This window comes from Pseudoalteromonas sp. Bsw20308, from assembly GCF_000310105.2.
Classification (GTDB): Bacteria; Pseudomonadota; Gammaproteobacteria; order Enterobacterales; family Alteromonadaceae; genus Pseudoalteromonas; species Pseudoalteromonas fuliginea.
In genome coordinates this window covers 1674778-1699153 of sequence record NZ_CP013138.1, presented here as the reverse complement: position 1 = coordinate 1699153, position 24376 = coordinate 1674778, and the positions used below count along the sequence as shown (strand labels likewise).

The following is a 24376-nucleotide window of genomic DNA, read 5'->3' as shown; positions in this document are numbered from 1 at the left end:
GGTTATCGCATTATAAATAACTGTTGTTGTTCGCCTGAATTATATTTCCATGAATATAAAAGTGGCTGAGTAGAGCTATCGTAAAACCAAATTTCGGCTATTAACTCAATATCTTCGCGACTCAGTGTAAGCTGTTTTTCAAGCATACTATTGACCAATGGCCCTCTATAAACGCAGTTATTATAATCTGCCCGCTGTGCTGATATTTTCTTTTGGCATACATTTAAATACGCTCTAACCTCTCCCAATCCAAGATCAACATCAAGATTAAGTGAGTATTTAGTGGAAAGGTTAAATTGTTCATCAATTTGTAAAGCTGCTATTCCTGCAGGTTCATTTGAACTTCCCAAAGGTAGAGATACCGTTGCCTCAGGAGCTTTTGATTCTTCTGAACCCGAGCCGCCACATGCAATTAAACCTAGTGATAACATTGAAATTATAATAGCGTTATTCATTATTGATCCCCTTTTACAACATTATTAATACTGTAATCATTAAACCATTTTGTTTTTTGCGCACCCGATGACTCTGCAAATTCGGCAAAGCTGCCATAGGCATCAGTTATATCAACACCCTCAAGTGGATGGAGCCATTGCATACCAACTTCCATTGCCCAAGGTAAGCCACTTTCACTAAGGAAATACAAACCTTTACTCTGATCGCTCACATCATCAGAGCCAACATAATTATAAAATGAGGAGTCAAACGCTTCAGTCGGCGCTTGATTTTTGATATGCACTTCCCAGCTTCTGGATTCTTTTCCTACCAAAAAGTCTCCATGATAAAAACCATCTGTTGCAAAAATAAAGGGGTCAAGAAGCGTACCTGGAGAGGCTGTGATTGCTTTTGGTAATTTTAATGGAATGGTCATGCTAAATGTGACTTTAACGTTATCATCACAGTTATTTTCTGTTCTAAAGTATTCACAACCAGACTGTTTAGAAACATACTCCCACGTATCTTGCATAAAAATTAGAATAGCTTCATCGCGGTTTTCTTCTAAATAACGGCCATTTTGCAATTGCCCATCAATAACCAAAGAAATAGCACTCTCATCAACTTCATTTCTTAAAATTGAGAGTGGATTACCATTTACCGTTTCCTTTAGCCTCACAGCAAAGCCATTATGATAGGTCGCACCAATACCTATAAGTTGACCATCTATTTTGTAGCCAACTACACTGCTGCCTTCTATTAACTGAGTCGTTCTGTAATTTAGTACGACATCATTAAAATCGTAATCACCTGCAAACGGCCATTTATCTTCGTAAGCAAGCGTTACCCAATCACTCTCACCTGGATACACAGCACTGGCAAATGTAGTTACTTCGTAATCTTCAACTTCGCCGCCAAGTACTCCCCCTGTTGCAGTGATAAGCGAGGCTTCGGTACCATCAGTTACTCTAAATCGAGCCCATGTTTGGCCTGACTTTGTATTACTAGGAACACTGACAAGAATACTGTTATCACCCTCATTAAGCTGAAGTTTGGTGACCGTTCGTTCATCTTCACTAAATACTCCGTTTTGATCCCAATCAAACCATGCATATAAAAAGCTAGTCGCTGATGCCCTAACTATGATTTGGCTATCTTGACCTGCAGATATAGCAGTTACAAAACTAACCCCATCATCCGATCCATCAATCGGAAAATTAACTAAATCAGCTTCTGTATTTATATTTTCGCCATCAACAGAATCTCCTAGATAAATTAACTCACTGCCAGTGCTATTAGGATCAAACAGATGCCTAGCGCCACTTTTTTCAAGACTCGTGTTATACGGTGCTGGTGCATCACCAAAATCAATTGAGCTATCGGTGACTTTAACCTCAGCTATGGCACAACGTGCCCCATCGTTTTGGCTTGATTTAGGGCCTGATGTAAATACGTTAGCAACCGGCGTATAGTCAACAACTGGGCTAATGCTTAAATCAACCTTATGAATTTTACCGCTTTTGTTATTACTGAAATAAAATTGCCCATTTATATCAAAGTATGCAGCTCCAAAAGCCCCAGTATCATCACCAATGTCTACTTGAGTAATAAATCGAGCGGTATTAGCTGCTATGTCTATTTCATGCAAGTCACCATTAGATTCTACAGCGTATAATAAATTACTCTTTGGGTGAAAAGCGAAATCAAATATACCTAGCTTCCATGTATCTGAATCAGGTAGAAGTGTGGCCGTAATAGAGGCATCTAAATCACCATCTAGGTTGATAGAATAAAGACCAAAATTTGGAGTATAAACATAATATGAAGCGCTCTGAGTTCCTTCATCTTCAATGACTTGAATATCACCAACGTAAAAATTTGTTGCAGGAAGACCAGCAACATCTAAGCGTTTCATTTCAAAATCATCACCAATTTGCACAACACTACTTGGTAATTGCTTACTAAACCCGTATAAATATTGATCTTTATAATTAAAGCCTATTGCGTTAACACTTTCATTATTAGCCTCATTTGCAAACGTCAGCTCTGTCGTTAAAACGGTAGGTTTAGCAGACACTAAATCTATTCCATACAGTTGTGCTTTTGAGTTTTGCATTAAAAAAGCCTGACTTGGACATTCATCAAATGGCTGACTTAAAACAGCACACGGAACTAATGATAAAAGTGCTGTGGATAATTGGGTTAATTTCATAATTAGTTGCCCTTATTTATTAAGTAAATAAATCAGTGCAGACTTCATTCCAAAATTTAGTACATTGAATTCTTTATAAAAAAATAAAATAGAGCGATTTCTATGCATGTTGCAACTCTATTAATTTGCATTATGCGAATTAATACCGTGTTTATAAAATAGATATGACGGAAAAAGTTCTAAGCATAAGAGGTGTTAAAATCATTAGTATCGCAAATAAAACAGCTAGCTTATGAACTCTATAAATACCAAGATCTTAACTTTTCATCTAACCATAGGTGCTTTTTAAAATTTAAATGCCCTTAGGTAATCTATCTTCCTTGTTTGTCAGCGCTTTATCTGTAAGCTTTATTTAGGTGTGCGAGAATCACTGTTATTTAAATAAAATATTCCCTTATACTTTGGGAAACTAACTCATTAGGTTATTTACATGTTTGATCACGTAAAAAGAGATTGGCTCTCTAATGTTCGTGGCGATGTGCTTGCTGGTATTGTTGTGGCGCTTGCCCTAATACCTGAAGCGATTGCCTTTTCTATTATTGCCGGTGTTGATCCAAAAGTAGGTTTATACGCCTCATTTTGTATCGCCGTTATTATTGCCTTTGTAGGCGGACGTCCTGGCATGATATCGGCGGCCACCGGTGCAATGGCACTGTTAATGGTGACGCTAGTTAAAGATCATGGTTTGGAATACTTACTGGTTGCTACCTTACTCACTGGTGTACTACAAATATTTGCAGGCTTTTTAAAGCTCGGTGAATTAATGCGGTTTGTATCGCGATCTGTTGTAACAGGGTTTGTAAACGCGCTGGCGATTTTAATATTTATGGCGCAGTTACCTGAGCTGACTAATGTTACTTGGCATGTTTATGCGATGACCGCAGCGGGCTTAGGTATTATTTACTTATTCCCATATATTCCAACTATTGGCAAAATACTTCCCTCTCCTTTAGTGTGTATTGTTGTTATTACACTGGTTTCAATATTTTTAGGTCTTGATATAAGAACCGTTGGCGACATGGGCGAACTGCCAGACACTCTACCTATATTTTTATGGCCCGATGTCCCCCTAACACTCGAAACACTGCAAATTGTATTACCGTATTCAATTGGTCTTGCTGTTGTCGGCTTACTTGAGTCAATGATGACCGCCACTATTGTTGATGACTTAACTGATACAACGAGCGATCGTAATAAAGAATGTAAGGGCCAAGGTATTGCTAATATAGGCGCAGGCTTATTTGGTGGTATGGCGGGTTGCGCTATGATTGGGCAATCAATTATTAACGTTAAATCGGGGGGGCGCGGCAGGCTTTCTACCTTTATTGCAGGCTCTTTTTTAATCATCATGGTGGTGTTTTTAGATGAGTGGCTGCGTTTAATTCCTATGGCAGCCCTAGTTGCCGTAATGATTATGGTATCGATTGGTACATTCTCTTGGACCTCTGTTAAGGATTTAAAAAAGAACCCGCTTTCATCAAACGTAGTGATGATTTCCACCGTTATTGTGGTTGTTGCCACGCATAACCTAGCCATTGGCGTTTTAGTTGGTGTGTTGTTAGCTACGTTGTTTTTTGCCAATAAAATTGGTCGCTTTATGGTAGTTAAAACCAAGCATGATGAAAGCAACGATAAAATAACCTATGAAGTCGTTGGCCAAGTATTTTTTGCCTCAGCTGAGCAATTTATTGCATCGTTCGATTTTAAAAATGCAGTTTCTAACGTCGTAATTGATTTAACCCATGCACATTTTTGGGATATAACTGGTGTATCGTCACTCGACAAGGTGGTCATTAAATTTAGGCGTGAAGGCGCAACGGTTAATATTATTGGTATGAATAGCGCAACCGAAACTGTAATTGATAAATTTGGTGTGCATAACAACCCTGAAGAAGTCGAAAAACTACTTGGCGGACATTAAGGAGAATGCAATGACTAAAATAATTACCTATGTAGATGGCTCAGCCATTACTAAAAATGTAACCGACGCTGCTATTTGGGCTTCAAAAAAGCTAAATAAACCAATTAGCTTTGTGCATACAATTGAAAAAACGCAGCAAACTAATATCGGCGACTACTCTGGCAGCATCGGGCTTGGTGCGCATTCGACACTTCTTGATGAAATGACTAAGCTTGACGAACAACGCTGCAAAGTAAGTTTAAAAATGGCTGACGAATTATTAAACTCAGTAAGTGAGCATGCTAAATCGGCAGGTATTACTAATTTTGAATTAATTAAGCGCCACGGTGATTTGCTCGATACCGTTATAGACTTAAAAAACGACACACGCCTTATTGTTATTGGCCAAAACGGTGCGGGGCATAGTAATAGTTTTGCGGTGCTGGGCTCACATATAGAAACCTTAGTGCGCAATGCAACACAACCTATTTTGCTTATTCCAGAAACATTTAAACAGCCTAAATCATTTATGATTGCGTATGACGGCCGCGAAACAGCCGACAAAGCGCTACAACAAGTGATTGATGGCGGCTTGTTACATGGTTTGCATTGCCATTTAGTGAGTATTAAAAACAACGAAAAAGACCTTGAAGAAAAATTTGTTAATGCACAGCACAAGCTTATCAGTATGGACTTTGAAGTGTCGGCAAGCTTTTTAGAGGGCAATATTTTTGACTCGTTAATGCAATATAAAGAGCAAAATAATGTAGAACTAATTGTAATGGGTGCATTTGGGCACTCTAAACTAAGGCAGTTTTTTGTGGGCAGTAACACCATTAAAATGCTCGAAAACAGCGATGTGCCTGTGGTTATTTTAAAATAAGCAGCTATTTTAAATAAGTAGCTATTTTAAATAAGTTTAAAATCAATCTTAAAAGCCTAAAATCACTTAACTGATTTTAGGTTTTTGTTTTTGGCTTAGCTTCAAACTTTTCAAATAAAAACTGAATAAACGACGTGACCTTTTGAGCCACAAACTTTCTATGCGGATAAATAGCAAATAAGCCAAACTCAAAGGTTTTATAGCCTTGCATAACCTGCACAAGCTTGCCCGATGCAATATCGTCTCTCACCACTATTTCAGGGATCAAGCCAATACCGCCACCCGCTACAACCACCTCTTTTACTGCTTGCGGATTATTAACCGAAACACGCGAGTTTACGTTTGCCGTTAATGCCTCACCAGTAGGTGAAACAAGTGGCCAATGGCGACCTATTTTAAAGTTGCTATCAATCACCGTAGCATGTTGTTCAAGCTCGTTAACACTCGCTGGTGCGCCAAAACGCTGAATGTATTCGGCTGACGCACATAAAATTAGAGGGTAGCTGGTAATTTGCCTCGCGATTAAATTAGAGTCAGACACACTGCCAATTCTTATTGCTAAATCAACCCCCTCTTCTAGCAAATCAATTGTTTTGTCTGAAAGCACTAAATCAATACTTAAATCGGGGTATCGGCTCAGTAACTCAGGCATTAATGGCGCAAGGTTTGATTCACCAAACGACACCGGCGCACTCACTCTAAGTTTGCCGCTAGCAAGCGCTGTTTGACCCGATAAGTTATCGAGCATTTCACTGTAGCTTTCAATTACAGGTACTACGCTTGTGTAATAACTTTGCCCCGCTTCGGTAATCGAAATTCTGCGCGTGGAGCGGTTAAATAATCTAACCCCTAAGTCTTGCTCTACAATGCCCACGTATTTACTAACCAGCGCCTTTGAAAGCCCTAGTCTGTCGCCTGCGGCTGTAAAAGAGCCTGTTTCAACAACCGCTATGATTGTTTTAATGCCAATAATAGTATCCATGATTGTCAATATAGCATTGACATTTATTCCTTACTAGCTCGGTTTTTCAAAACTGATAATAGTGAAAGAATAGCGTTATTAAAAATCACTATTTAAAATTAAAAACAGGACAACCCATGAGCAATCTAACGCTATACCGTTTTACTTTATCTGGTCATTCACATCGTGCAGAGTTATTTACATCGCTTTTAAAGCTTGATGTAAATATGGTTGATGTGGCACTGCAAAACGGCGCACAAAAGCACGCTGACTTTCTAAAAATGAATATTTTTGGACAAGTACCGGTACTAAAACATAACGACGACATTATTAACGATTCAAACGCTATTTTACTGTACTTGGCACAAAAGTTTGATGCTAACAGAACCTGGTACCCAGAAGATATTACTGTTCAAGCGCACATTCAGCGCTGGTTGAGCGTTGCTGCAGGGCTTGTGGCTTCAGGACCGTGTGCAGCGCGTTTAGTTTCGGTATTTGGCGCAGAGCTTGATCATCAAAACGCGATAAACATTGCCCATACATTATTTAAAACAATGGATGCATACTTACAAAATCGCGAATACTTAGTAGGCACTCAGCCAACTATTGCCGACATTGCCAACTTTTCGTACATAGCGCACGCACCGGAGGGCGGCGTATCGCTTGAGCAATACCCAAATATTTTAAGATGGCTAAACAACGTACGTAAACTTGATGGTTTTATAGCAATGCCTGAAACAAAAGCGGGTTTGCTGGCTTAGTTTTAAGTTTTTAATACTGTTTTATAAGAGGCTATTAAGCCTCTTTTTTTGTGCTTGTTTAAGCGAAATCTGAAATTTAGTGTAAGTGAATAGGCCGACATTTTGACTGGCAGACAACTATAAATTCAATTAGTTGATACAAATCTATGCGAATAATTCTGTGAGAAATTTCATGTGAAAATAAGGGGAATTTTTTCTGATAGAGCAGTTAGAAGATATCTAAAATTTGGCGGTAGGAATAAATATAGGGGAGCACTCAGATATTCGCGAAATGTATGGCGGTGTCACAATGCCTAAAACAAAAATAGGTTTACTTGCCCAGTGATAACAGCTTACTACTGCTTTAAAAGAAGTCATCGTGCTTTTTTTTATAAGTTTCAAATGTACTATTTACATGTTTAAAAACTTAAAGATTATTTCATAAGCTCATTTTTTAATTAATTTTCGCTGTTAGAGTTATTCTACAACCTCGCCATGTTCTCTTTCATGATATAGATGTATACTCAACTTAATACGTTATCAAAAGGTGATTGTGATGAATAAGAAAGTAGAAGCTTACGGTGTTTCAGCAGTTGCTAGACCTAAGATTAAAGCAACTAAAATTTTAGATTTATCTGGGGAATCAGGTAAGCAAATTGTAAAATCTGAAGCTAAACTAGCTATAAGAACGCACAGAAAAACATTTACTAAATTGGCTCATATGTAATGGAAATAATTTGCTTTCCATTTGAAAGGGTTATTGAAATTAATGCTTTTATTTTAGAAAGTGAACCCGGTATGAAAGGTGCTGTCGACATTCCTAAATTACAGGGTGCTTTAGGGCGAATAGATAATGCAATTATCTACGATGGATTGGATGATGTATTTGAAATAGCAGCTAAATATACAGCAAGTATAGCTATAGCTCATGCATTACCTGACGCAAATAAACGAACAGGGCTAGTTGTTGGTCTAGAGTATTTGTCATTAAATGAATACGAATTAATTAGCGATAACGATTTAATAGCTGATGCTGTAAAAGATTTAGTTATCGGTGAAATTAGTGAAAATGATTTTGCTGATGTATTGTATGCACAGTATTTCCAAGAAAACCCTACCAATAAAAATACATAATCGGATAGCTAAATAGTCATTACCTAAAACAGTATTAATTCCATTTTGGGCTTCGCAAATTTTTTACACCTCAAGTGCAATTTTAACCTACAGCTCTAAATCAAGCTCATCAACGCCTTTAGCAGGTACGGCGCAGCAAATTAGCGCCTGCTCTGTCTCTACTGGGTAACTTACGTTATTGCGATAAACCACAGCGCCTGCATTTATTCTTACGGCGCAACTGCCGCAGCTACCGTTTCGACAGCCAAATTCAGGTTCTAAACCATGGGATTCGGCTACATTAAGTATAGTGTTATCGCCTTTATTCCAGCGTTGTTCAAAGCCCGATTTACTAAATTTAATTACAGTGTTGTCTGCTTCTTCAGCGCTCATCTCTTTGCTTTTATTAGGCGCTTCGTTTGTGTTAAGTACTTTGCGCTTAATACTGGAGGGTCCAAATGCTTCAGCAAATATGTTTTTATCCTGCACACCGAGCAATAACAGTTCGTTATATACGTGCTGCATAAACGCAGCAGGTCCGCATAAAAAGAACTCGTAATCATCAAGTGGTAAATAGTATCTAAACACATCCGCATTTATGCGCCCTTTTAAATCAAAGCTTTCGTCTTTTAAATTAAAGCTCTCATCTTTTACGTTAAAGCCATTGTCTTGCTTTTCATCAAGTTCAGGCTGAGATAAAAGTGAGTAGTAATCAATTGCGCCGCCACTCGTATCTGCTAACGTTTTTAGCTCGTTATAAAACGCACGCTGTTGGGTGTTTTTAGCACTGTGAAAAATATGTAAAGGGCGTGTATAGCGGGTTCTTAACCCTTCATTGGCAATATGTTTAGCCATTGAGATCATAGGTGTAATACCTATTCCGCCACCAATGAGTACCGCTGGTTTAGTATTGGTTGAGTCAATAAAAAATTGCCCTTGTGGGTATTTAGCTAAAATAACGTCACCTACTTTTACGTTATTATGAAAGTAGTTAGACACCTCACCACTGAGTTCTTTTTTAATCGATAACCGATAAAAGAGTTCATGAGGGCTTGATGAAACGGTGTAGGTTCTAATAACAGGTTTGTTATTACTGTTATTACTACTACTTGGTATTTGTACAGTTAAATGCTGCCCAGCTTTAAACGGTAACAAGGTTGTATTGTTATGCCCTTCTAAATAAAAGGAGGTAATTACATTACTTTCTTTCGTTATTTTAGTTACTTTTAAAGGCTGCCAAGTATGTTTTAGTTTTTCGGCTTGTTTGTTTTTATCAGCCTCAAGCCACGTGCCCGTCATTTTAGTGTTAGGGGAATAAGCATCAAATTTAGCACTAAACGGGAGTAAGTTTTTTAGCCACATTCCTTTAGTGAGGGTAAATTTCCAGCCTCGGTCTGCGCCAATAAAGCCCTCTAACTCTGGATGCCCGTCCCATAAGATTTCAACGCTGCCGGTAAGCATTAATACATTACCCGTGTCAAAATCAGGAAATAACAAACCTGCTTTTGGGTTTAATAAAAAGTTACCCAAGGTATTAAAAAAATTGTTACCTGCGTAATCAGGAATCGTTAATGTGTTGCCTTCGCGCTTTACAAAGCCCGGCAACCCACCACGGTGAGAAACATCAACACCTTCAATTTTTGGATTGTTTTTAGCGGTTATAAAACTCGATACAAAAAATGTATCGGTTGTGTCAATTAACACACTAGCTGCGTTATCAAGTGTATTAAATTCAACTTTTTGTACTGCACTACTTTTAACTAAAGGATCTCTATTAAACGTTAAGTCGCGCGTTTGAATATACTGCGGGCAATTTCCAAAGGATTGATCAACATTAAAACTCACCTGATTATCACTAATTGCCTCACCAACGCGCACATTTAAACGGTTACGCCTACGCGTGCCTAGCTCAATGCCTAATAAACCAATTGGCGAACCGGCAATATTTAACGTGTTATGTAAGGGGTCGTTTTTATCAACCGCGTGGGTCATTAATAACGACGTAGGAGTTGTGGCGCTTAAAAAGCCTGGCTGCCCTGAAACAATAGATACCCACGGATTAGCGTTTTCATCAACACTGCCTGCAACCACAAATGGTAACTGCTCAAAAAATGCTTGATGCTGCTCTGGCATAAATGAGCGCACGCCACGTTTACCAAATGCTGCCATTATTTCTCGTTTACCGAGTTTGTCTTGTATTGCCAGCTCGCCTTCATGAAAAGGTGAAGCACCTATTGAGTCTGTGTTTATCATTTTGCTTGTAATTCGTGTGCGTATTTCATGGGCTAAATTTAACTCAATACACAATGAATGATAATGGGTGTTTTATTGACTGATAATGCACAAAACAATGACAATACTTGCACCCTCTTAGTGCCAAGCGCGCACCAACATATATCAAAACGGGTTTTTCACTCACTCTAAAAAAACATTAAATACTATTTAAACAATAACTTAAAAAACTGGCTATATTTTTGCAAACACTCTGTTAACAAGCCAGTTTTACTTACGGCAAAAATTTAGGTTGTTGGCACTATAGCTATTAGCAACCATCGGCAAAGAAGCCCGCACACAATTATGCATAATGCGTATTTGTGGCGGGCTTTTTTGTTATTTGTATTTAAACCGTCACTTTAAGGAATGCCATATGCAAACCTCGCAAAAAATACTCATTATTGGTAATGGTATGGTCGGACACCACTTTGTTGAGCAAATGCGCCAAAGCGATGCCAACGCAGACATTACTGTACTTTGCGGAGAAGCAAATCTTGCATACGATCGCGTGTATTTATCAAGTGTATTTGATGGCAAAACAGCCGCCGATTTAGCACTCACCACTCACGACAACTATAAACAACTTAATATTAATGTGCATACCAGCCAGTGGGTTGAAGACATTGATAGATCAGCAAAAATAGTGACCACATTAACGGGTGAGCAATACCCGTACGACAAACTTGTACTCGCGACAGGTTCGTTCCCATTTGTGCCGCCTATAAAAGGTAACGACCAACCCCATTGTTTGGTGTATCGCACATTAGAAGATTTAGAACAAATAAAAGCCAGTGCCGCTGTAAGTAAAAGCGGTGTTGTTATTGGTGGTGGTTTGTTGGGGCTTGAAGCCGCAAATGCGATTAAGCAACTAGGGCTTGATACCCACGTAGTTGAATTTGCGCCACAACTTATGGCTGTTCAACTTGATGGACAAGGCGGTACGCTACTAAAAAATAAAATAGAAAAACTTGGCGTAACAGTACATACATCAAAAGCAACCAGCGAAATAGTAAAAGGCGAAACCAGTCGCTTTAGATTAAATTTTTCGGACGAGTCATTTTTAGAAACAGATCTAATTTTGTTCTCAGCCGGTATTCGACCGTATGATCAGCTAGGTAAAATTGCTGATTTAGAACTGGGTGAGCGCGGCGGTATTATTATTAATAACCAATGCCAAACATCTGATCCTGATATTTTAGCCATTGGCGAGTGCGCCCTGTGGGACAAAAAACTATTTGGCTTAGTAGCGCCGGGTTACAACATGGCGCGCGTTGCAGCAAGTCAATTAAGTGGTGGCGAGCTTGAGTTTTTAGGTGCCGATATGAGCACAAAACTTAAGTTATTAGGCGTAGAAGTAGGCTCGATTGGCGACGCTCACGCAAAAACGCCAGACTGTAAAGAACTTATATATCAAGATGCTATTCGCGGCTGTTATAAAAAAATCATACTAAGTGAAAAAGGTAATAAATTACTGGGTGCTGTACTTGTTGGCGATACCAGCGATTACGATACTTTACTGCAGTACATGCTTAACGACATGGACTTACCAGAAAACCCTGAGTGTTTAATTTTACCAGACAGCGGCGGCGCGCCGTCGTTATCGGGCAGTGCCCTACCCGACACAGCCACTATTTGTTCGTGTCACAATGTGAGTAAAGGCGACATTGTAGGTGCAATTGATGGCGGCTCGTGCGATTTAGCCTCGGTAAAATCATGCACTAAAGCAGCAAGCGGCTGTGGCGGTTGTGCTGCGTTATTAAAATCAGTTGTTGATAACGAATTAGCAAGTCGCGGTGTTGAAGTAAACAACCATGTATGTGAGCACTTTGCGTATTCACGCCAAGAACTACTGCACATGGTAAAAGTAGAAAGCATTAAAAGCTTTGATGACTTACTAACTAAACACGGCAGCGGTCATGGCTGTGAAATATGTAAACCTGCCATTGGCTCTATTTTAGCTTCAACATGGAACGACTTTATTTTAGAACCCGCTCATGTTGGCTTGCAAGACACTAACGATACATACCTAGCAAACATGCAAAAAGATGGTTCGTACTCTGTAGTACCGCGTATTGCTGGCGGCGAAATAACCCCCGACAAACTCATTGTAATTGGACAAGTAGCCAAAGACTTTAACCTGTACTGCAAAGTCACTGGCGGTCAACGTATTGATTTATTTGGTGCGCGCTTAGAAGAGCTTCCTGTTATTTGGGAGCGACTTATCGAAGCCGGATTTGAGACCGGTCATGCCTATGGTAAGTCTCTTAGAACCGTTAAATCGTGTGTGGGTAGTACGTGGTGTCGTTATGGTGTGCAAGATAGCGTTGGACACGCAATAGAAATAGAAAACCGCTACAAAGGGTTACGTGCGCCGCATAAATTTAAAATGGCGGTATCGGGTTGTACCCGCGAATGCGCCGAAGCACAAAGTAAAGATATTGGCATTATAGCCACCGAAAACGGCTGGAACTTATACGTGTGTGGTAATGGCGGTATGCGCCCTCGCCATGCTGATTTATTTGCGACCGATTTAGACACACCTACTCTTATTAAATACATTGACCGCGTAATTATGTTTTACATTAAAACGGCTGACAAATTACAACGTACATCGGTATGGATGGAAAACCTTGAAGGCGGTTTAGACTACCTTAAAAGCGTAGTAATTGACGACAGCTTAGGCATTTGCGACGAGCTAGAAGCGCAAATGGAGTTAATTACACAAACCTATGCGTGTGAGTGGAAAAAAGCGATTGAAAGCCCTGATGCAGCCAAACGATTCCGCCAGTTTGTTAATAGCCCCGAAACCGACGATAACATTTTGTTTGTACAAGAGCGTAACCAAATCCGCCCTGCTACAGAAGCCGAAAAGCGTGAGCAACGTAATACACAAAACCGTATTCCAGTAATGGAAGTTGAAGAGGAGCAAGCTGATGTCTTGGCATAATATTGGAACAATCGACAACCTAGTGGCTAATAGCGGCGTATGCGCATTAGTTAATAATCAGCAAGTGGCTATTTTTTACATTCCGCAAAACCCAACGGCTGTGTTTGCCATTAGCAACTACGATCCTATTGGCAAAGCTAATGTATTATCGCGTGGCATTATTGGCTCAATCGACAATAAATTAGTTGTTGCATCGCCTTTATATAAGCAACACTTTTGCCTAGAAACAGGCGAATGTTTAGAAGCACAAGCAATACACTTACCGGTTTTCAATGCAAAAATTGAAAACGGCAGTGTATTTATAAGCTCTGAACCAAAAGTTACAATAGCTGTGGCTTAGGGGAATAGTATGAGTGTATTGTCTTATTTTTCGGGTATTGAAAACGTGTGGCTAAATAAGCTCGTTACTAAGCTAACAAGCACAAATAGTCGCAGCGTCAAAAGCGGCAACGTTTATATAATTGGTGCGGGCCCAGGAGACGCAGAGCTAATTACAGTAAAAGCGCAGCGTTTAATTAATGCCGCCGATGTTGTTTTATATGATTGGTTAGTAAGTGATGATTTGTTAAAAACGCTACCTAAAAAAGCGCAGCGTGTATTTGTAGGTAAACGTGCGGGTAAGCATTCGATGACCCAAGCCAACATATGCGAACTACTGGTTAAATACGCGCAACAAGGCTTAAATGTAGTGCGTTTAAAAGGCGGTGATCCGAGTATATTTGCACGTATTAACGAAGAAGCCGATGCGCTTAGTAAGCATAATATTAATTTTGCTATTGTTCCGGGTGTCACAACGGCTTGCGCTACTTCCGCTTATACGGGTATTCCGCTCACTGCACGCGATGTAGCGCGTAGTGTTACATTTTTAACGGCGCAGTTTGCCGATCCTAATAAGCAACCTCATTGGCAAAATTACGCGTTTATGCCTGCAAACAACAACCCAACTTTAGTGGTTTATATGGGGCTTTCGCGCTTACAAACGCTAAGCTGCGGTTTGCAATCAGTGGGTTGGCCAAGTAATACACCCATTGCACTAATAGAGAATGCCACTACCACTAAGCAAAAGGTAATTACCAGTACGCTTGAACTGATAGTAAATGAGCATGCTAAACACAACCTTCAAGGCCCTACCCTAATTATGATTGGTGAAGTAATAAATCATAAAATGGCAATTAGTCCTGAGTTATTAAACAGTATAAATGTTAACGCATGATACAAAATGAATAATGCACTTTCGCGCTTACTATCTCCCCAGGAGTAAGCGCTTTTTTTGTTTTTAATTTGGGTTCAAGTTGTGTGCAATAACATGTTTAAATGCACCAAATAAGTTAAAAGTAATGGTAAGTTAAATTATAGAAACACAGTGACAAACAAAAATAACACTTTAAGCAATTGTATTAGCTTGATTTTAAATTCAATGATGAAATTTATTAATGATTGGAACAATGGTTGCACTTTAAAAACAAAAAAGTGTGGAATAATACCAATGGCGACAAGCAATCCTCTCACAAAACAGTTTTTATTAGCGGCTAAATATCAAGAAATACACGCGCTAAAGCAATTACAAAACAGTTGTGCCTCGCTTACTAAATTAGGCGATTTTGTACATCAGTTACAAAAAGAGCGCGCGATGAGTAATATATTTTTAGCCTCAAATCGTGAACGTTTTAAAACCCAATTACAAGAGCAAATTCCTTTAAGCAGCAGCGCACAAACTGCATTTTATGATTCTCTTAAACAAACATTTATAAAAGACAACGCCGATACTGGTCATACTCGGTTATTTAATTTAATTACCTATAGCCTGCAAACACTTGAGGCATTGCCCGTACTACGCAACCAAATAGCACACCAAAACATTAGTGCAGTGCATGCTACGCAGTCGTTCACGCAGTTAATTGCTAGTTTACTCAATATTATTTTAGAAGCCGCAGACGGCGCAAGCGATCCTAAAATAACCCGCCTATTAGTTGCATTTTTTAACTTTATGCAAGGCAAAGAATACGCAGGACAAGAGCGAGCATGTGGTGCACAAGCATTTGCAGCGAGTAAATTTACCACTGAGCAAAAACAACAACTCGCGCATTTTGTACAAGAACAAAACCACAGTTTTGACTTTTTTAATGAGTACGCCGATGCGCACCTTTTAAAATGCTTTGCCACATTAACAACACATCAGGTTAATAATCAGGTAGAGCAACTTAGAAGTTTACTGCAAAAACTCGATGACGAGAACGCCCAACCTCTCTCACAACTGAGTGAAGTATGGTACGAAGTAACCACCACGCGCATAGATATAATGCACAAAATTGAACAAAATATAGCAGATCAATTAATTGATACCGCAGCAATGCAAATAGCCTGTGCTCAACGCAGTTTAAATACCAATAAGCAGGTACTTAACAATATGGCAGAGCAACACATAGCCCCGACTTTTGGGCAATTAGCCATTAAGCAACCAGAGCCAGAAGTAAGCCAAAATATAGCGGCCGATAAGCTCAATAGTAATAAAAGTATGTATGATTTAATTATCGAGCAAAGCCAGCATATTAAACAAATAAACCAAGCGTTACTTGACGCTAAAAAAGTTATTAGTGAGCAAAAGGTCATTCACCAAGCCAAGTACATACTTATTGAGCAGTTAAAGCTCACTGAAGAACAAGCCCATAAACAACTTCAAAAGCAAGCGATGAATTCACATAAAACGTTATACAGCGTAGCGCAAACAATTGTGGAACTGAGTGATTGAAGTAATAAATAATCTACTTTCTGGTTAATAAAATGGTCAATACTACAATTCAAAAATTTTACTTAGCCTGTATTGCAAGTAGCATTAGCTTTGTTCAATTTCCACTAAACCCAAATTTAGCCGTGTGATTAAACTTCATTAATTAAAGTTTAATTTTGCGAGCTTAACACGCCCTATTATACCTTTTCTGATTAAACTAATTATGACCAACTCCCTTAATTAAGTGAGCTACTTTGAGATAAGAAAACCTGATAGATAACAAGACAGAAATTTCTGTTATTAGTAGTTCTCGACAGTTGCCTCTGCATACATAGTCGTAAACCAGTAATTTTAACGCGGTTAGCGTCAGAGTTAATTCTCAAATTGATTAAGCATTACTGCGAACTGATATTAAACCGTATATTAAAATGCCTGTGTAATTGCTTTTAAAAACCTAAAACACGGTGTATTTAAATTAGGTAAGCTTTTAATTTAAAAAGTTAATTTATAAAAATAGATTATTTAAGCAAACTCATAATAATCAACTACAATAAGTTAATTGCTTGTTACATAGCGTTTTAATGTGAGGGCATTTTATATTAAGGCCTGTTCATCTTTCGAGGTTGAATTGGCAGCAAACTGTTTGGTATTTAAGCAAGGCAGAGCCTATGTAATGTGGTTACTCCCCAAAAATAGGCGATAACGCAGGAGCAGTTGCCGAGCCCACTAGGTTACAAACCTCGCGCCACGATTAGACAGCTCTTAGATTGAACGAATTTCAATCATGAAAGTTCAACAGGTACTAGTTAAGTGATTAGATTGAAGGAAGTGTTAATGCCTAATGTAGGACGCTATATTGAGAATATATTACCAACAGATTCGAATTTTTTTGTTGATAACGACATTCAAAAAAACTTAGAGCACATTGTTGAACTAATCTTAAATGTTTTTGATGCTACGGCATGCTCTATTATTGCAAATTCACCACAGGGTCAAATTGAGTTGTACCAATATGGTTCGAAAATAGCCATAGCCGCAGAGGCGCTAAATAGTGAAGTATTTAATGAATCTATTATCGAGGGTAACTCAAAAAGCACTTCAAATACTCCCTTAAATGTAAACTCCAAAATGCGCAGGGTTATATCACTCATTATTTTACCATCGAACTTAAAATTGGGTTGGTTGATATTTGAACGAAAAAGTGAGTCCGCATTTACAGAAAAAGATAAAACGATATTAGCCACCATACAAAAAAATATTGTAAATCAATTACTCCAACTTAATTTTATATTTAAAAAAGAAAAAGATGCTGAACTTCATTCAATGATCTCTGAGCTAAATAGAGATTTTGTTTTTATAAAGGACGAAAACTTTAAAATTGTATACGCAAATGATGCCTTCAAAAATAGTTATCCAAAAGAAATGCAAAACAAAATAATCGGCTTTACTACAATTGAACACTACGAAGAAGATGCGGCTACTGCATTTTTAGCGCAAGACAAAATTGCTTTAGATTGCGGCATTAGTAAAACAGTCGAAAATTTAGCAATGCCTAATGGCATGCAGATTACTGTAGAAACTATAAAACAACGCTTTGAAGATAAGTCTGGTAAATATTATATTTTAGGTGTGTGCAGAGACATAGCTGAAAAAGAAAATTTAATATCTAAATTACAAAAAGCAAACAGTGAACTTGACGAGTTTACCAGTATTGCTTCTCACGATTTAAAATCGCCATTAAATGCAATTAAACGTTTACTAGAGTGGATTTCGGATGACTGTAAAGATCTGCTTCCTGAAGAGCATTTAGAAAACTTTCAGTTAGTAATTAATCGCACTAATAGAATGCAGGTGTTACTAGAAGATTTACTGAGCTATTCGAGAGTAGATCGCTGTGATTCTACCCGCTCTGACTTGTCTTTAGAAAATGTCTATCTTGAAATCGCTGAATGTTTAGAGATCCCAGAAACGGTAACTGTTCATATAGATGCAAATGATAAATTATTAAACATACCTGTAGTCCCCTTCAAAACAGTCATTTTAAACCTTATTAGTAATGCTATAAAACATAACGATAAAGAGCTTGGTGTTATACACGTTTCTCTGCGGCCTTCTCATCATTATTATCTTATTGAAATAACAGATAATGGCCCTGGAATAGATCCAAAGTATTTTTCACTCATTTTTAAATTGTTTCAAACTCTGCGATCTCGTGATGACGTAGAAGGTAGTGGTATTGGTCTTTGTGTAGCAAAAAAGCTCATTATTAATTATGGCGGTAAGATTGAAGTAGCATCTGATGGAAAGCTTGGCAGTACATTTACTATTTTTTGGCCAAAAATTTAGCAATAAAATTGTTTTATTAATTAAAGATGAGTATTGGCATAGTGCTAAACCCTTAAGGAACTTATGTATATTTTAATAGTTGATGATGACTTAGTAGATCGTAAATTAATTAAAAAGATGCTTATTTCAGATGGCTCTCAACTTCATGATATTACTGAAGTAACATGTGTTACCGAAGGTTTAAACGCTATTGAAAGTTCGCATTTTGACATAATACTACTCGATTATAATATGCCTAAAGAAGATGGTATCGAAATGCTTCTTGAGATGCGAGCAAAGCCAAAACTTGGTAATACTGCAATAATTATGATTAGTTCATCAGAGAACTCAACCCTCGCAATTGAGTGTATAGAAGCCGGTGCACAAGATTTTTTACCTAAGGGTGATATTACACGTAGTAGTTTAAATAAAGCACTTATATACGCTAAAAAACGCTTTGAAGCTGAACAACGCATGCATGACAGTTACCTCGCTGTAAAGCATATGGCAGAAAGGGATCAGCTAACGGGTTTGTCAAACCGATACCATTTTGAAGAAATATTAAAAGTAATGATTGCCAATAATAAACGGACTAAAAATAGTGTCGCGCTTTTGGCATTGGATTTAGATAATTTCAAACATATAAACGACACATTAGGGCATAATGTAGGCGATCAGATTTTAATACAAACTGTAACAAGAATTAACCACTGCCTAAGAAGAGACGAAGGGTTTGCTCGATTAGGGGGAGATGAATTTGCTGTTATTATTGGTGGTATAAGTAATATTAATCAAATAGGTATGATAGCAAATAGGATCCTAGCTAATGTTTCTGAGCCTTTTTTACATGATGGTAGAACGATTAACTGTAGTGTGAGTATTGGCAGTGCTATATATCCTCAAGATGCGACGGAGTCACATGAACTGCTTAAATGTGCTGATATTGCAATGTATCGCTCTAAGCAAAACGGTAAAGCAAAAATTAGTTTTTATAAAGAACAATATCAATACGAGTTTAGTCGTCGCGTTGATATTCAAAACAAAATTAAAGAAAATTTAGAACAAGAAAACTTTCGAATATTTTACCAACCTGTTTATTGCTCTAAACGGCAAAAAATATCAGGTGTAGAAGCTTTAATTCGCTGGCCAGATTCCGATATTAGTTATACTCCTGATGAATTTATACCCATTGCGGAAGAATGCCGATTAATTGTGACGCTTGGCGAGTGGATTATTTCAACAGCTCTACAGCAATTATCATTATGGCAAACTCGTTTTAAAATTCCGCTAAATTTATCAATAAACATTTCCCCAATACAGCTTCAGAGTGAAGGATTGCTCGCTTATTTACTCGCAGCTGTAAAGCAATATGATGTGAATGTTAATAGTATAATTTTAGAAATAACTGAAACAGCCTTTATCAAAGATAACGAAGAAGTTACTGATATATTAACCACCTTATCTAATAATGGCTTTAGAATTGCTTTGGACGATTTTGGTATGGGCTATTCATCTATATCTCATCTTATATCTTACCCCATTGATATTGTTAAGTTAGATAAAAGCATGCAATCATCTGATGGTGAAAAAGGGAAACGACTAAAAGTAATAGAAGGGTTGTCTCTGATGCTTAAAAAATTAGATTTTGATATTGTCGCCGAAGGTATTGAAACCCAAGCACAGCACGATTTATGTAAACAATTAGAAATAGACTATTTACAAGGCTTTTTATTTTCAAGGCCCATGCCTGCAAACGACATAGACTTATTACTCACTAAGAACGCCGACGATTCAATCTAGAAATATTACCTATATTGAAATCGTCAAAATAAAATAACAGAGGCTGTATTTTGCTAAACCGAAAAACACCTAAAACTCTATTTTCACTCAATATAAACTAATAATATATTGAGATCGTAATAATTTTTAATCTCCCTGTATTGGAGTATCAATAACAGACAGTACCTTCTCTTTTAGATCTTCAGCCTTAAAAGTTCCCTTAACTAAATAGCCTTTAACAAAATCATGCGCCATAATAATTTTTTTCTCTTCTTCTCGTTCTGATGAGCTGAACATCATGACTACGCAAGAACTTATTTCAATGACTTTCCTGAGCTTGGCAAACTCGTCTAAAAATTGAATACCATTAACTCTGGGCATATTAATGTCTAAAAAAATCAATATTGGGGGAAAGCCATCTGGGTGTTCTTTTCTATTCGCTTCATAATTTTCGAGAAATTCTAACGCCTCTTGACCATCTTTTTTTTCAAAAATGGTAAGCTCTAAGTTAGCTTCTTTTATTAATCTTTTAAGGATATACCGATCAACTTCATTGTCATCGATAATTAATATAGGTGGTTTTACTTTTTTCATCTTAATTTATCCATAGGTATTGTTATTTTGAATGTTGTACCGCTATTAAAACTTTGCAATGATATTTCTCCATCTAAATACTCTATATGTTTTTTAACTAGTGCCATACCCAAACCTGAGCCGCTACTTGTCTCAACATGAAATCGCTTGAACATATCAAACACTTCGCTTTGATGCTTATCAGGTATTCCAATCCCATTATCGGTAACTGTAATATTGAACGTCTCTTGTTCGTTAAAAATATCGCAGTGAACATAAGGCGCATCCTTATTTGTGTCGTAATATTTCAACCCATTTGATATCAAATTTTCGATGATTTGAGCAAAACGCGCTTTTTCTGATTTGATAGGTGTCGATAAATTAATATTCGTTGTTAATGTACAAGGATTATCTTTCATTAACCAAGCCAGTCGTTCTTCCATATCAGTAATTAACTGATTAAAATCAATTAATTCTTCGTTTTCATTACCTATATCTGCTTTTGCTAATAATAAAATATCAACAACAAGTGTTTCTAACTTCTCCATTTGTTGGTAAATAATTTTCGCATTTTGACAGGCCTCTTTAATATCACCAGCTTCTATATCTTGAATAACAAATTGAGCCAAAGATTTAGCGCCCGATAACGGTGACTTTAAATCATGTGATGCCCGATAAGCAAACTGAGCCAGTTCATCATTTGCCTGCTGCAAAGAAGCTGTTTGGCTGTTTACAATAGCTTTTAGCTCTATACTATTTTCTATGTTTAATAAATCATCTTTGATACGCTGTCTTGCTGCTATTACCAATGCTTTTAATTCACCCGTGGTATTTTTATCAAGTTCGTCATCTAAATTAGTACTATCTTCAGGTTTACTAGTTAAAAGAATGGTTAAATTGCGTATAGAGCTAGATATGGTACGTGACAGGTAACTGATTAGAATAATATTAAAAAGGGATATAATTAAAACAAGTGGTATTAAAGTGATCAATATAAACGACACTGTTTTTCTGATTGGTTCTTCAAACATTTCTGAATGTTGATTGAATCCATCAAGTGCAACATTAAGGTTTAGTAAAAAATCATCTCTACTGAGTTCACCTTTCTTATATTGAGTAACTGACAGTAGTGCTTTATCCGCAATTTCTATATCATTTTCGCAAATAGTTAAAGCTTGATCAGTCTTAATGACTTTCATAATAACACGGTTTAAATAATTAACTTCATCAAGACAATCAATAGGTTGCTGCTTTATAGCCAATATATCAAACTCTATTGTATTTATGTCTACAGGGGTGTCGTTTTTTATTTTTTTTACTGTCTTTGTTAATTGGTTAATATACTTTAAATGAAGAAAATTAAGCTGATGAAACTTAGCGCCTTTAGCTATTTCAAAGGCAGAAAAAACGGTAATACTTACTTCGGCTGTCGTTAAGATTACTATAAGCATCAATTTGTTAGTTATATTCATATACGAAGCCTGTTTTTCTATTCGCTATTGGTTAATAACCGTAACACTATATTTATTATAGTTTTTCTAACCTTAGTTATAGCAGGCATTCTTTTTTTTACTAGTTAATGTATAGGTTTTGCTCTTATTTAGAGAATTTAATTACTGCATAAAAATTACACAGCATTCATTTGGCCGATTCAACTTTAATAGCAAGTTTCTTTTTTAACTTTTCTTGCCACTCTACAGCAAGCTCTGGCAGAGTTAGGGCCTCTAAAAGTACGTCTTCGTAACCTACGTATTTTTTGTCAAAAAACGCCTGAAACAGCTTTTTAACTGAAATTTTATGCGCCGCTTTTTTTTCTATAGTGACTGCGTCGCCTGTTTTGGCAACACCTTGCTCAATGACTCTAAAATATATGCCCGTGCAGTAATACTGCGTGAACAGTTTAAGGCTGTTTTTATTATTAAGGGCGATAGCCAATTTAAAACAGGGTACACGAGGCTGGCTTACTTCAAGTAATGCAGTACCAATTCGAATATGATCGCCTATATGTATATTCGCTTCATCAAGGTCTGAAATCGTGAAGTTTTCACCAAATATGCCACTGGTTAAATCCTCGTTTGCAAGCATTCTCCTCCAATAGTCATAATGATTGTGCGAAAAAGCATATACCGCTTTATCTACGCCGCCGTGGTAAACTAAATCAGCTTGCTCATCACCTATAATACTTAGCTTTTCAATAGTTACCGGTTCGTTAGTAGCCGTTTTAAATATACCTGTTTTGACTTCTTTGCCGTTATGCACAACCGTTTTTATTTTAGAGATATTGGTAGAGATTATTTTCATTAAGACTCCCATTTACCTAATGCTTGTTTGTCACTTTGTTTAAACTCAACCCAGTTTGATGAGTCTTTAAAGTGCTCTTTTTTCCAAAACGTGGCGTGGTTTTTTAAATAATCCATTATAAATTGTGCGCCTTCGAACGCGGCTTGGCGATGGCGGGACGTTACGCCTACAAATACAATTTGCTCGCCAAGTGCTAAGTAACCAACGCGGTGAATAATGCATATTCGCGCCAGTTGCCAGCGAGTTTGAGCTTGCTCTGCAATAGATTGAAGCAGTTGCTCGGTCATACCAGGGTAGTGCTCAAGCTCAAGTGCAATAACATTATCGCCACTGCTGAACTCTCTTACCAAACCTGTGAAAGTGACAACAGCGCCATCGCTTTTATTATTACTACAAAGCGTATTGTGCTCGTCACCTACATTAAAATCATCGGTTTGTACTTGAATATGTATGCTCATTAGCCACCTGTAACCGGCGGGAAAAAGGCAAGCTCATCCCCTGCTTTCACTATTTCATCGCTTGATGACATAGTTTGGTTAAGCGCTGCAAGTAGCTCACGCTCCTCCAGCCACGGTTGCCAATGCGGGTATTGGCTCACTAAGCTTAATTTAAGCTCTGAAATAGTAAGCGGCTGCGTAATCTCAAGGCTTAATTTACTGCACTTTAACCGCTCTTTTAGTTGCCCAAAAAACAATAACTCTACATTTTGGGCGCTAGATATAACATTGTTTGGATTAATCTCGTTGCCAACTGCCATTTTTTCCCCCAGCTTTTTGAGTAACACGCATGCCGCTAATTTCCATTAGTGGGTCGGCTGCTTTACACATATCAAACAAAGTAAGGCTAGCCACAGATACCGCTGTTAACGCTTCCATTTCAACCCCCGTTTTACCGGCAAGTTTGCAGTAGCTGGTTATTTTAATTTGGCTGTTTGCTTCATCAAGTTCAAAATCAACAGCGACTTTACTAAGTGCAAGCGGATGACAAAGCGGAATTAAATCAGCGCACTTTTTAGCGCCTTGAATACCCGCAATACGTGCCACACCTAACACATCACCCTTTTTGTTTTGATTAAGCATTACTTGCTCAAAGGCAAGCTTACTCATGCTAATAAATGCTTCAGCTGAGGCATCGCGCAAGGTTACGTCTTTGAGCGATACATCAACCATATTCGCTTGGCCGTTTTCGTCAACGTGGCTCAGCAT

Annotated in this window: 21 protein-coding genes; 11 read left to right on the top strand and 10 right to left on the bottom strand. The window is 37.7% G+C overall.

The window, feature by feature from the left end:
* Positions 1-2: 2 nt before the first annotated feature.
* A complete protein-coding gene (locus tag D172_RS07295) occupies positions 3-455 on the bottom strand; it encodes a hypothetical protein (RefSeq protein WP_007375216.1) in 453 nt (150 codons plus the stop codon).
* Positions 455-2647 (bottom strand): LruC domain-containing protein, encoded by a 2193-nt coding sequence (locus D172_RS07290; RefSeq protein ID WP_007375217.1) that lies wholly within the window; start codon positions 2645-2647, stop codon positions 455-457. The genes D172_RS07295 and D172_RS07290 overlap by 1 nt, the downstream gene beginning before the upstream one ends.
* 430 nt (positions 2648-3077) lie before the next feature.
* Here D172_RS07290 and D172_RS07285 point away from each other — a divergent pair, with 430 nt between their 5' ends.
* Both D172_RS07285 and D172_RS07280 read left to right on the top strand, forming a co-directional pair.
* Positions 3078-4568 (top strand): SulP family inorganic anion transporter, encoded by a 1491-nt coding sequence (locus D172_RS07285; RefSeq protein ID WP_007375218.1) that lies wholly within the window; start codon positions 3078-3080, stop codon positions 4566-4568.
* A gap of 10 nt (positions 4569-4578) precedes the next feature.
* Positions 4579-5430 (top strand): universal stress protein, encoded by an 852-nt coding sequence (locus tag D172_RS07280; RefSeq protein ID WP_007375219.1) that lies wholly within the window; start codon positions 4579-4581, stop codon positions 5428-5430.
* 76 nt (positions 5431-5506) lie between these two features.
* On the opposite strand, the gene D172_RS07275 is transcribed toward D172_RS07280, so the two are convergent.
* The gene (locus D172_RS07275) at positions 5507-6412 is read right to left on the bottom strand and encodes a LysR family transcriptional regulator (RefSeq protein WP_007375220.1); all 906 of its coding nucleotides are present in this window, start codon (positions 6410-6412) and stop codon (positions 5507-5509) included.
* A 116-nt stretch (positions 6413-6528) separates the two neighbouring features.
* On the opposite strand from D172_RS07275, the gene D172_RS07270 reads away from it, so the two are divergent.
* The 3 genes from D172_RS07270 (at position 6529) to D172_RS07260 (ending at position 8265) form a co-directional block, all read left to right on the top strand.
* The gene (locus tag D172_RS07270) at positions 6529-7152 is read left to right on the top strand and encodes a glutathione S-transferase (protein WP_007375221.1); all 624 of its coding nucleotides are present in this window, start codon (positions 6529-6531) and stop codon (positions 7150-7152) included.
* 535 nt (positions 7153-7687) lie between these two features.
* A complete protein-coding gene (locus tag D172_RS07265; RefSeq protein ID WP_007375222.1) occupies positions 7688-7858 on the top strand; it encodes a hypothetical protein in 171 nt (56 codons plus the stop codon).
* Positions 7858-8265 carry a type II toxin-antitoxin system death-on-curing family toxin gene (locus D172_RS07260; protein ID WP_007375223.1) on the top strand — a complete coding sequence of 136 codons (408 nt, stop codon included), beginning with the start codon at positions 7858-7860 and terminating at the stop codon, positions 8263-8265. Before D172_RS07265 ends, D172_RS07260 begins: the two co-directional genes overlap by 1 nt.
* An 87-nt stretch (positions 8266-8352) precedes the next feature.
* On the opposite strand, the gene D172_RS07255 is transcribed toward D172_RS07260, so the two are convergent.
* Positions 8353-10497, bottom strand: coding sequence for a pyridoxamine 5'-phosphate oxidase family protein (locus tag D172_RS07255; RefSeq protein ID WP_007375224.1), 2145 nt, complete (start codon positions 10495-10497; stop codon positions 8353-8355).
* 394 nt (positions 10498-10891) lie between these two features.
* Here D172_RS07255 and nirB point away from each other — a divergent pair, with 394 nt between their 5' ends.
* From nirB to D172_RS07225, 6 genes are all read left to right on the top strand, one after another.
* Complete coding sequence (gene nirB / locus D172_RS07250; protein WP_007375225.1) at positions 10892-13465, top strand: nitrite reductase large subunit NirB; 2574 nt, start codon at positions 10892-10894, stop codon at positions 13463-13465.
* On the top strand, positions 13452-13805 hold the full coding sequence (gene nirD, locus D172_RS07245) for a nitrite reductase small subunit NirD (RefSeq protein ID WP_007375226.1): 354 nt from the start codon (positions 13452-13454) through the stop codon (positions 13803-13805). Before nirB ends, nirD begins: the two co-directional genes overlap by 14 nt.
* Before the next feature lie 9 nt (positions 13806-13814).
* Positions 13815-14678: a uroporphyrinogen-III C-methyltransferase gene (gene cobA, locus D172_RS07240; RefSeq protein ID WP_007375227.1), complete on the top strand. Its 864-nt coding sequence runs from the start codon at positions 13815-13817 to the stop codon at positions 14676-14678.
* Positions 14679-14951: 273 nt separating this feature from the next.
* Positions 14952-16214, top strand: coding sequence for a nitrate- and nitrite sensing domain-containing protein (locus tag D172_RS07235; protein ID WP_007375228.1), 1263 nt, complete (start codon positions 14952-14954; stop codon positions 16212-16214).
* An 813-nt stretch (positions 16215-17027) separates the two neighbouring features.
* Entirely contained in the window at positions 17028-18539 is a 1512-nt protein-coding gene (locus tag D172_RS07230) for a PAS domain-containing sensor histidine kinase (RefSeq protein WP_007375229.1), read from the top strand.
* Between the two features lie 63 nt (positions 18540-18602).
* Positions 18603-20318, top strand: a complete 1716-nt coding sequence (locus tag D172_RS07225; RefSeq protein ID WP_007375230.1) for a two-component system response regulator — start codon at positions 18603-18605, stop codon at positions 20316-20318.
* Between the two features lie 126 nt (positions 20319-20444).
* Here the strand turns inward: D172_RS07225 and D172_RS07220 are convergent, their stop codons facing one another.
* From D172_RS07220 to moaC, 6 genes are all read right to left on the bottom strand, one after another.
* Entirely contained in the window at positions 20445-20891 is a 447-nt protein-coding gene (locus D172_RS07220; RefSeq protein WP_007375231.1) for a response regulator, read from the bottom strand.
* On the bottom strand, positions 20888-22342 hold the full coding sequence (locus D172_RS07215) for a sensor histidine kinase (RefSeq protein WP_007375232.1): 1455 nt from the start codon (positions 22340-22342) through the stop codon (positions 20888-20890). Before D172_RS07215 ends, D172_RS07220 begins: the two co-directional genes overlap by 4 nt.
* A gap of 166 nt (positions 22343-22508) precedes the next feature.
* Complete coding sequence (locus tag D172_RS07210; protein ID WP_007375233.1) at positions 22509-23171, bottom strand: MOSC domain-containing protein; 663 nt, start codon at positions 23169-23171, stop codon at positions 22509-22511.
* A complete protein-coding gene (gene moaE / locus D172_RS07205) occupies positions 23171-23629 on the bottom strand; it encodes a molybdopterin synthase catalytic subunit MoaE (protein ID WP_007375234.1) in 459 nt (152 codons plus the stop codon). Before moaE ends, D172_RS07210 begins: the two co-directional genes overlap by 1 nt.
* Entirely contained in the window at positions 23629-23928 is a 300-nt protein-coding gene (locus D172_RS07200) for a MoaD/ThiS family protein (RefSeq protein WP_007375235.1), read from the bottom strand. The genes moaE and D172_RS07200 overlap by 1 nt, the downstream gene beginning before the upstream one ends.
* Positions 23906-24376: a cyclic pyranopterin monophosphate synthase MoaC gene (gene moaC / locus D172_RS07195; protein ID WP_007375236.1), complete on the bottom strand. Its 471-nt coding sequence runs from the start codon at positions 24374-24376 to the stop codon at positions 23906-23908. Before moaC ends, D172_RS07200 begins: the two co-directional genes overlap by 23 nt.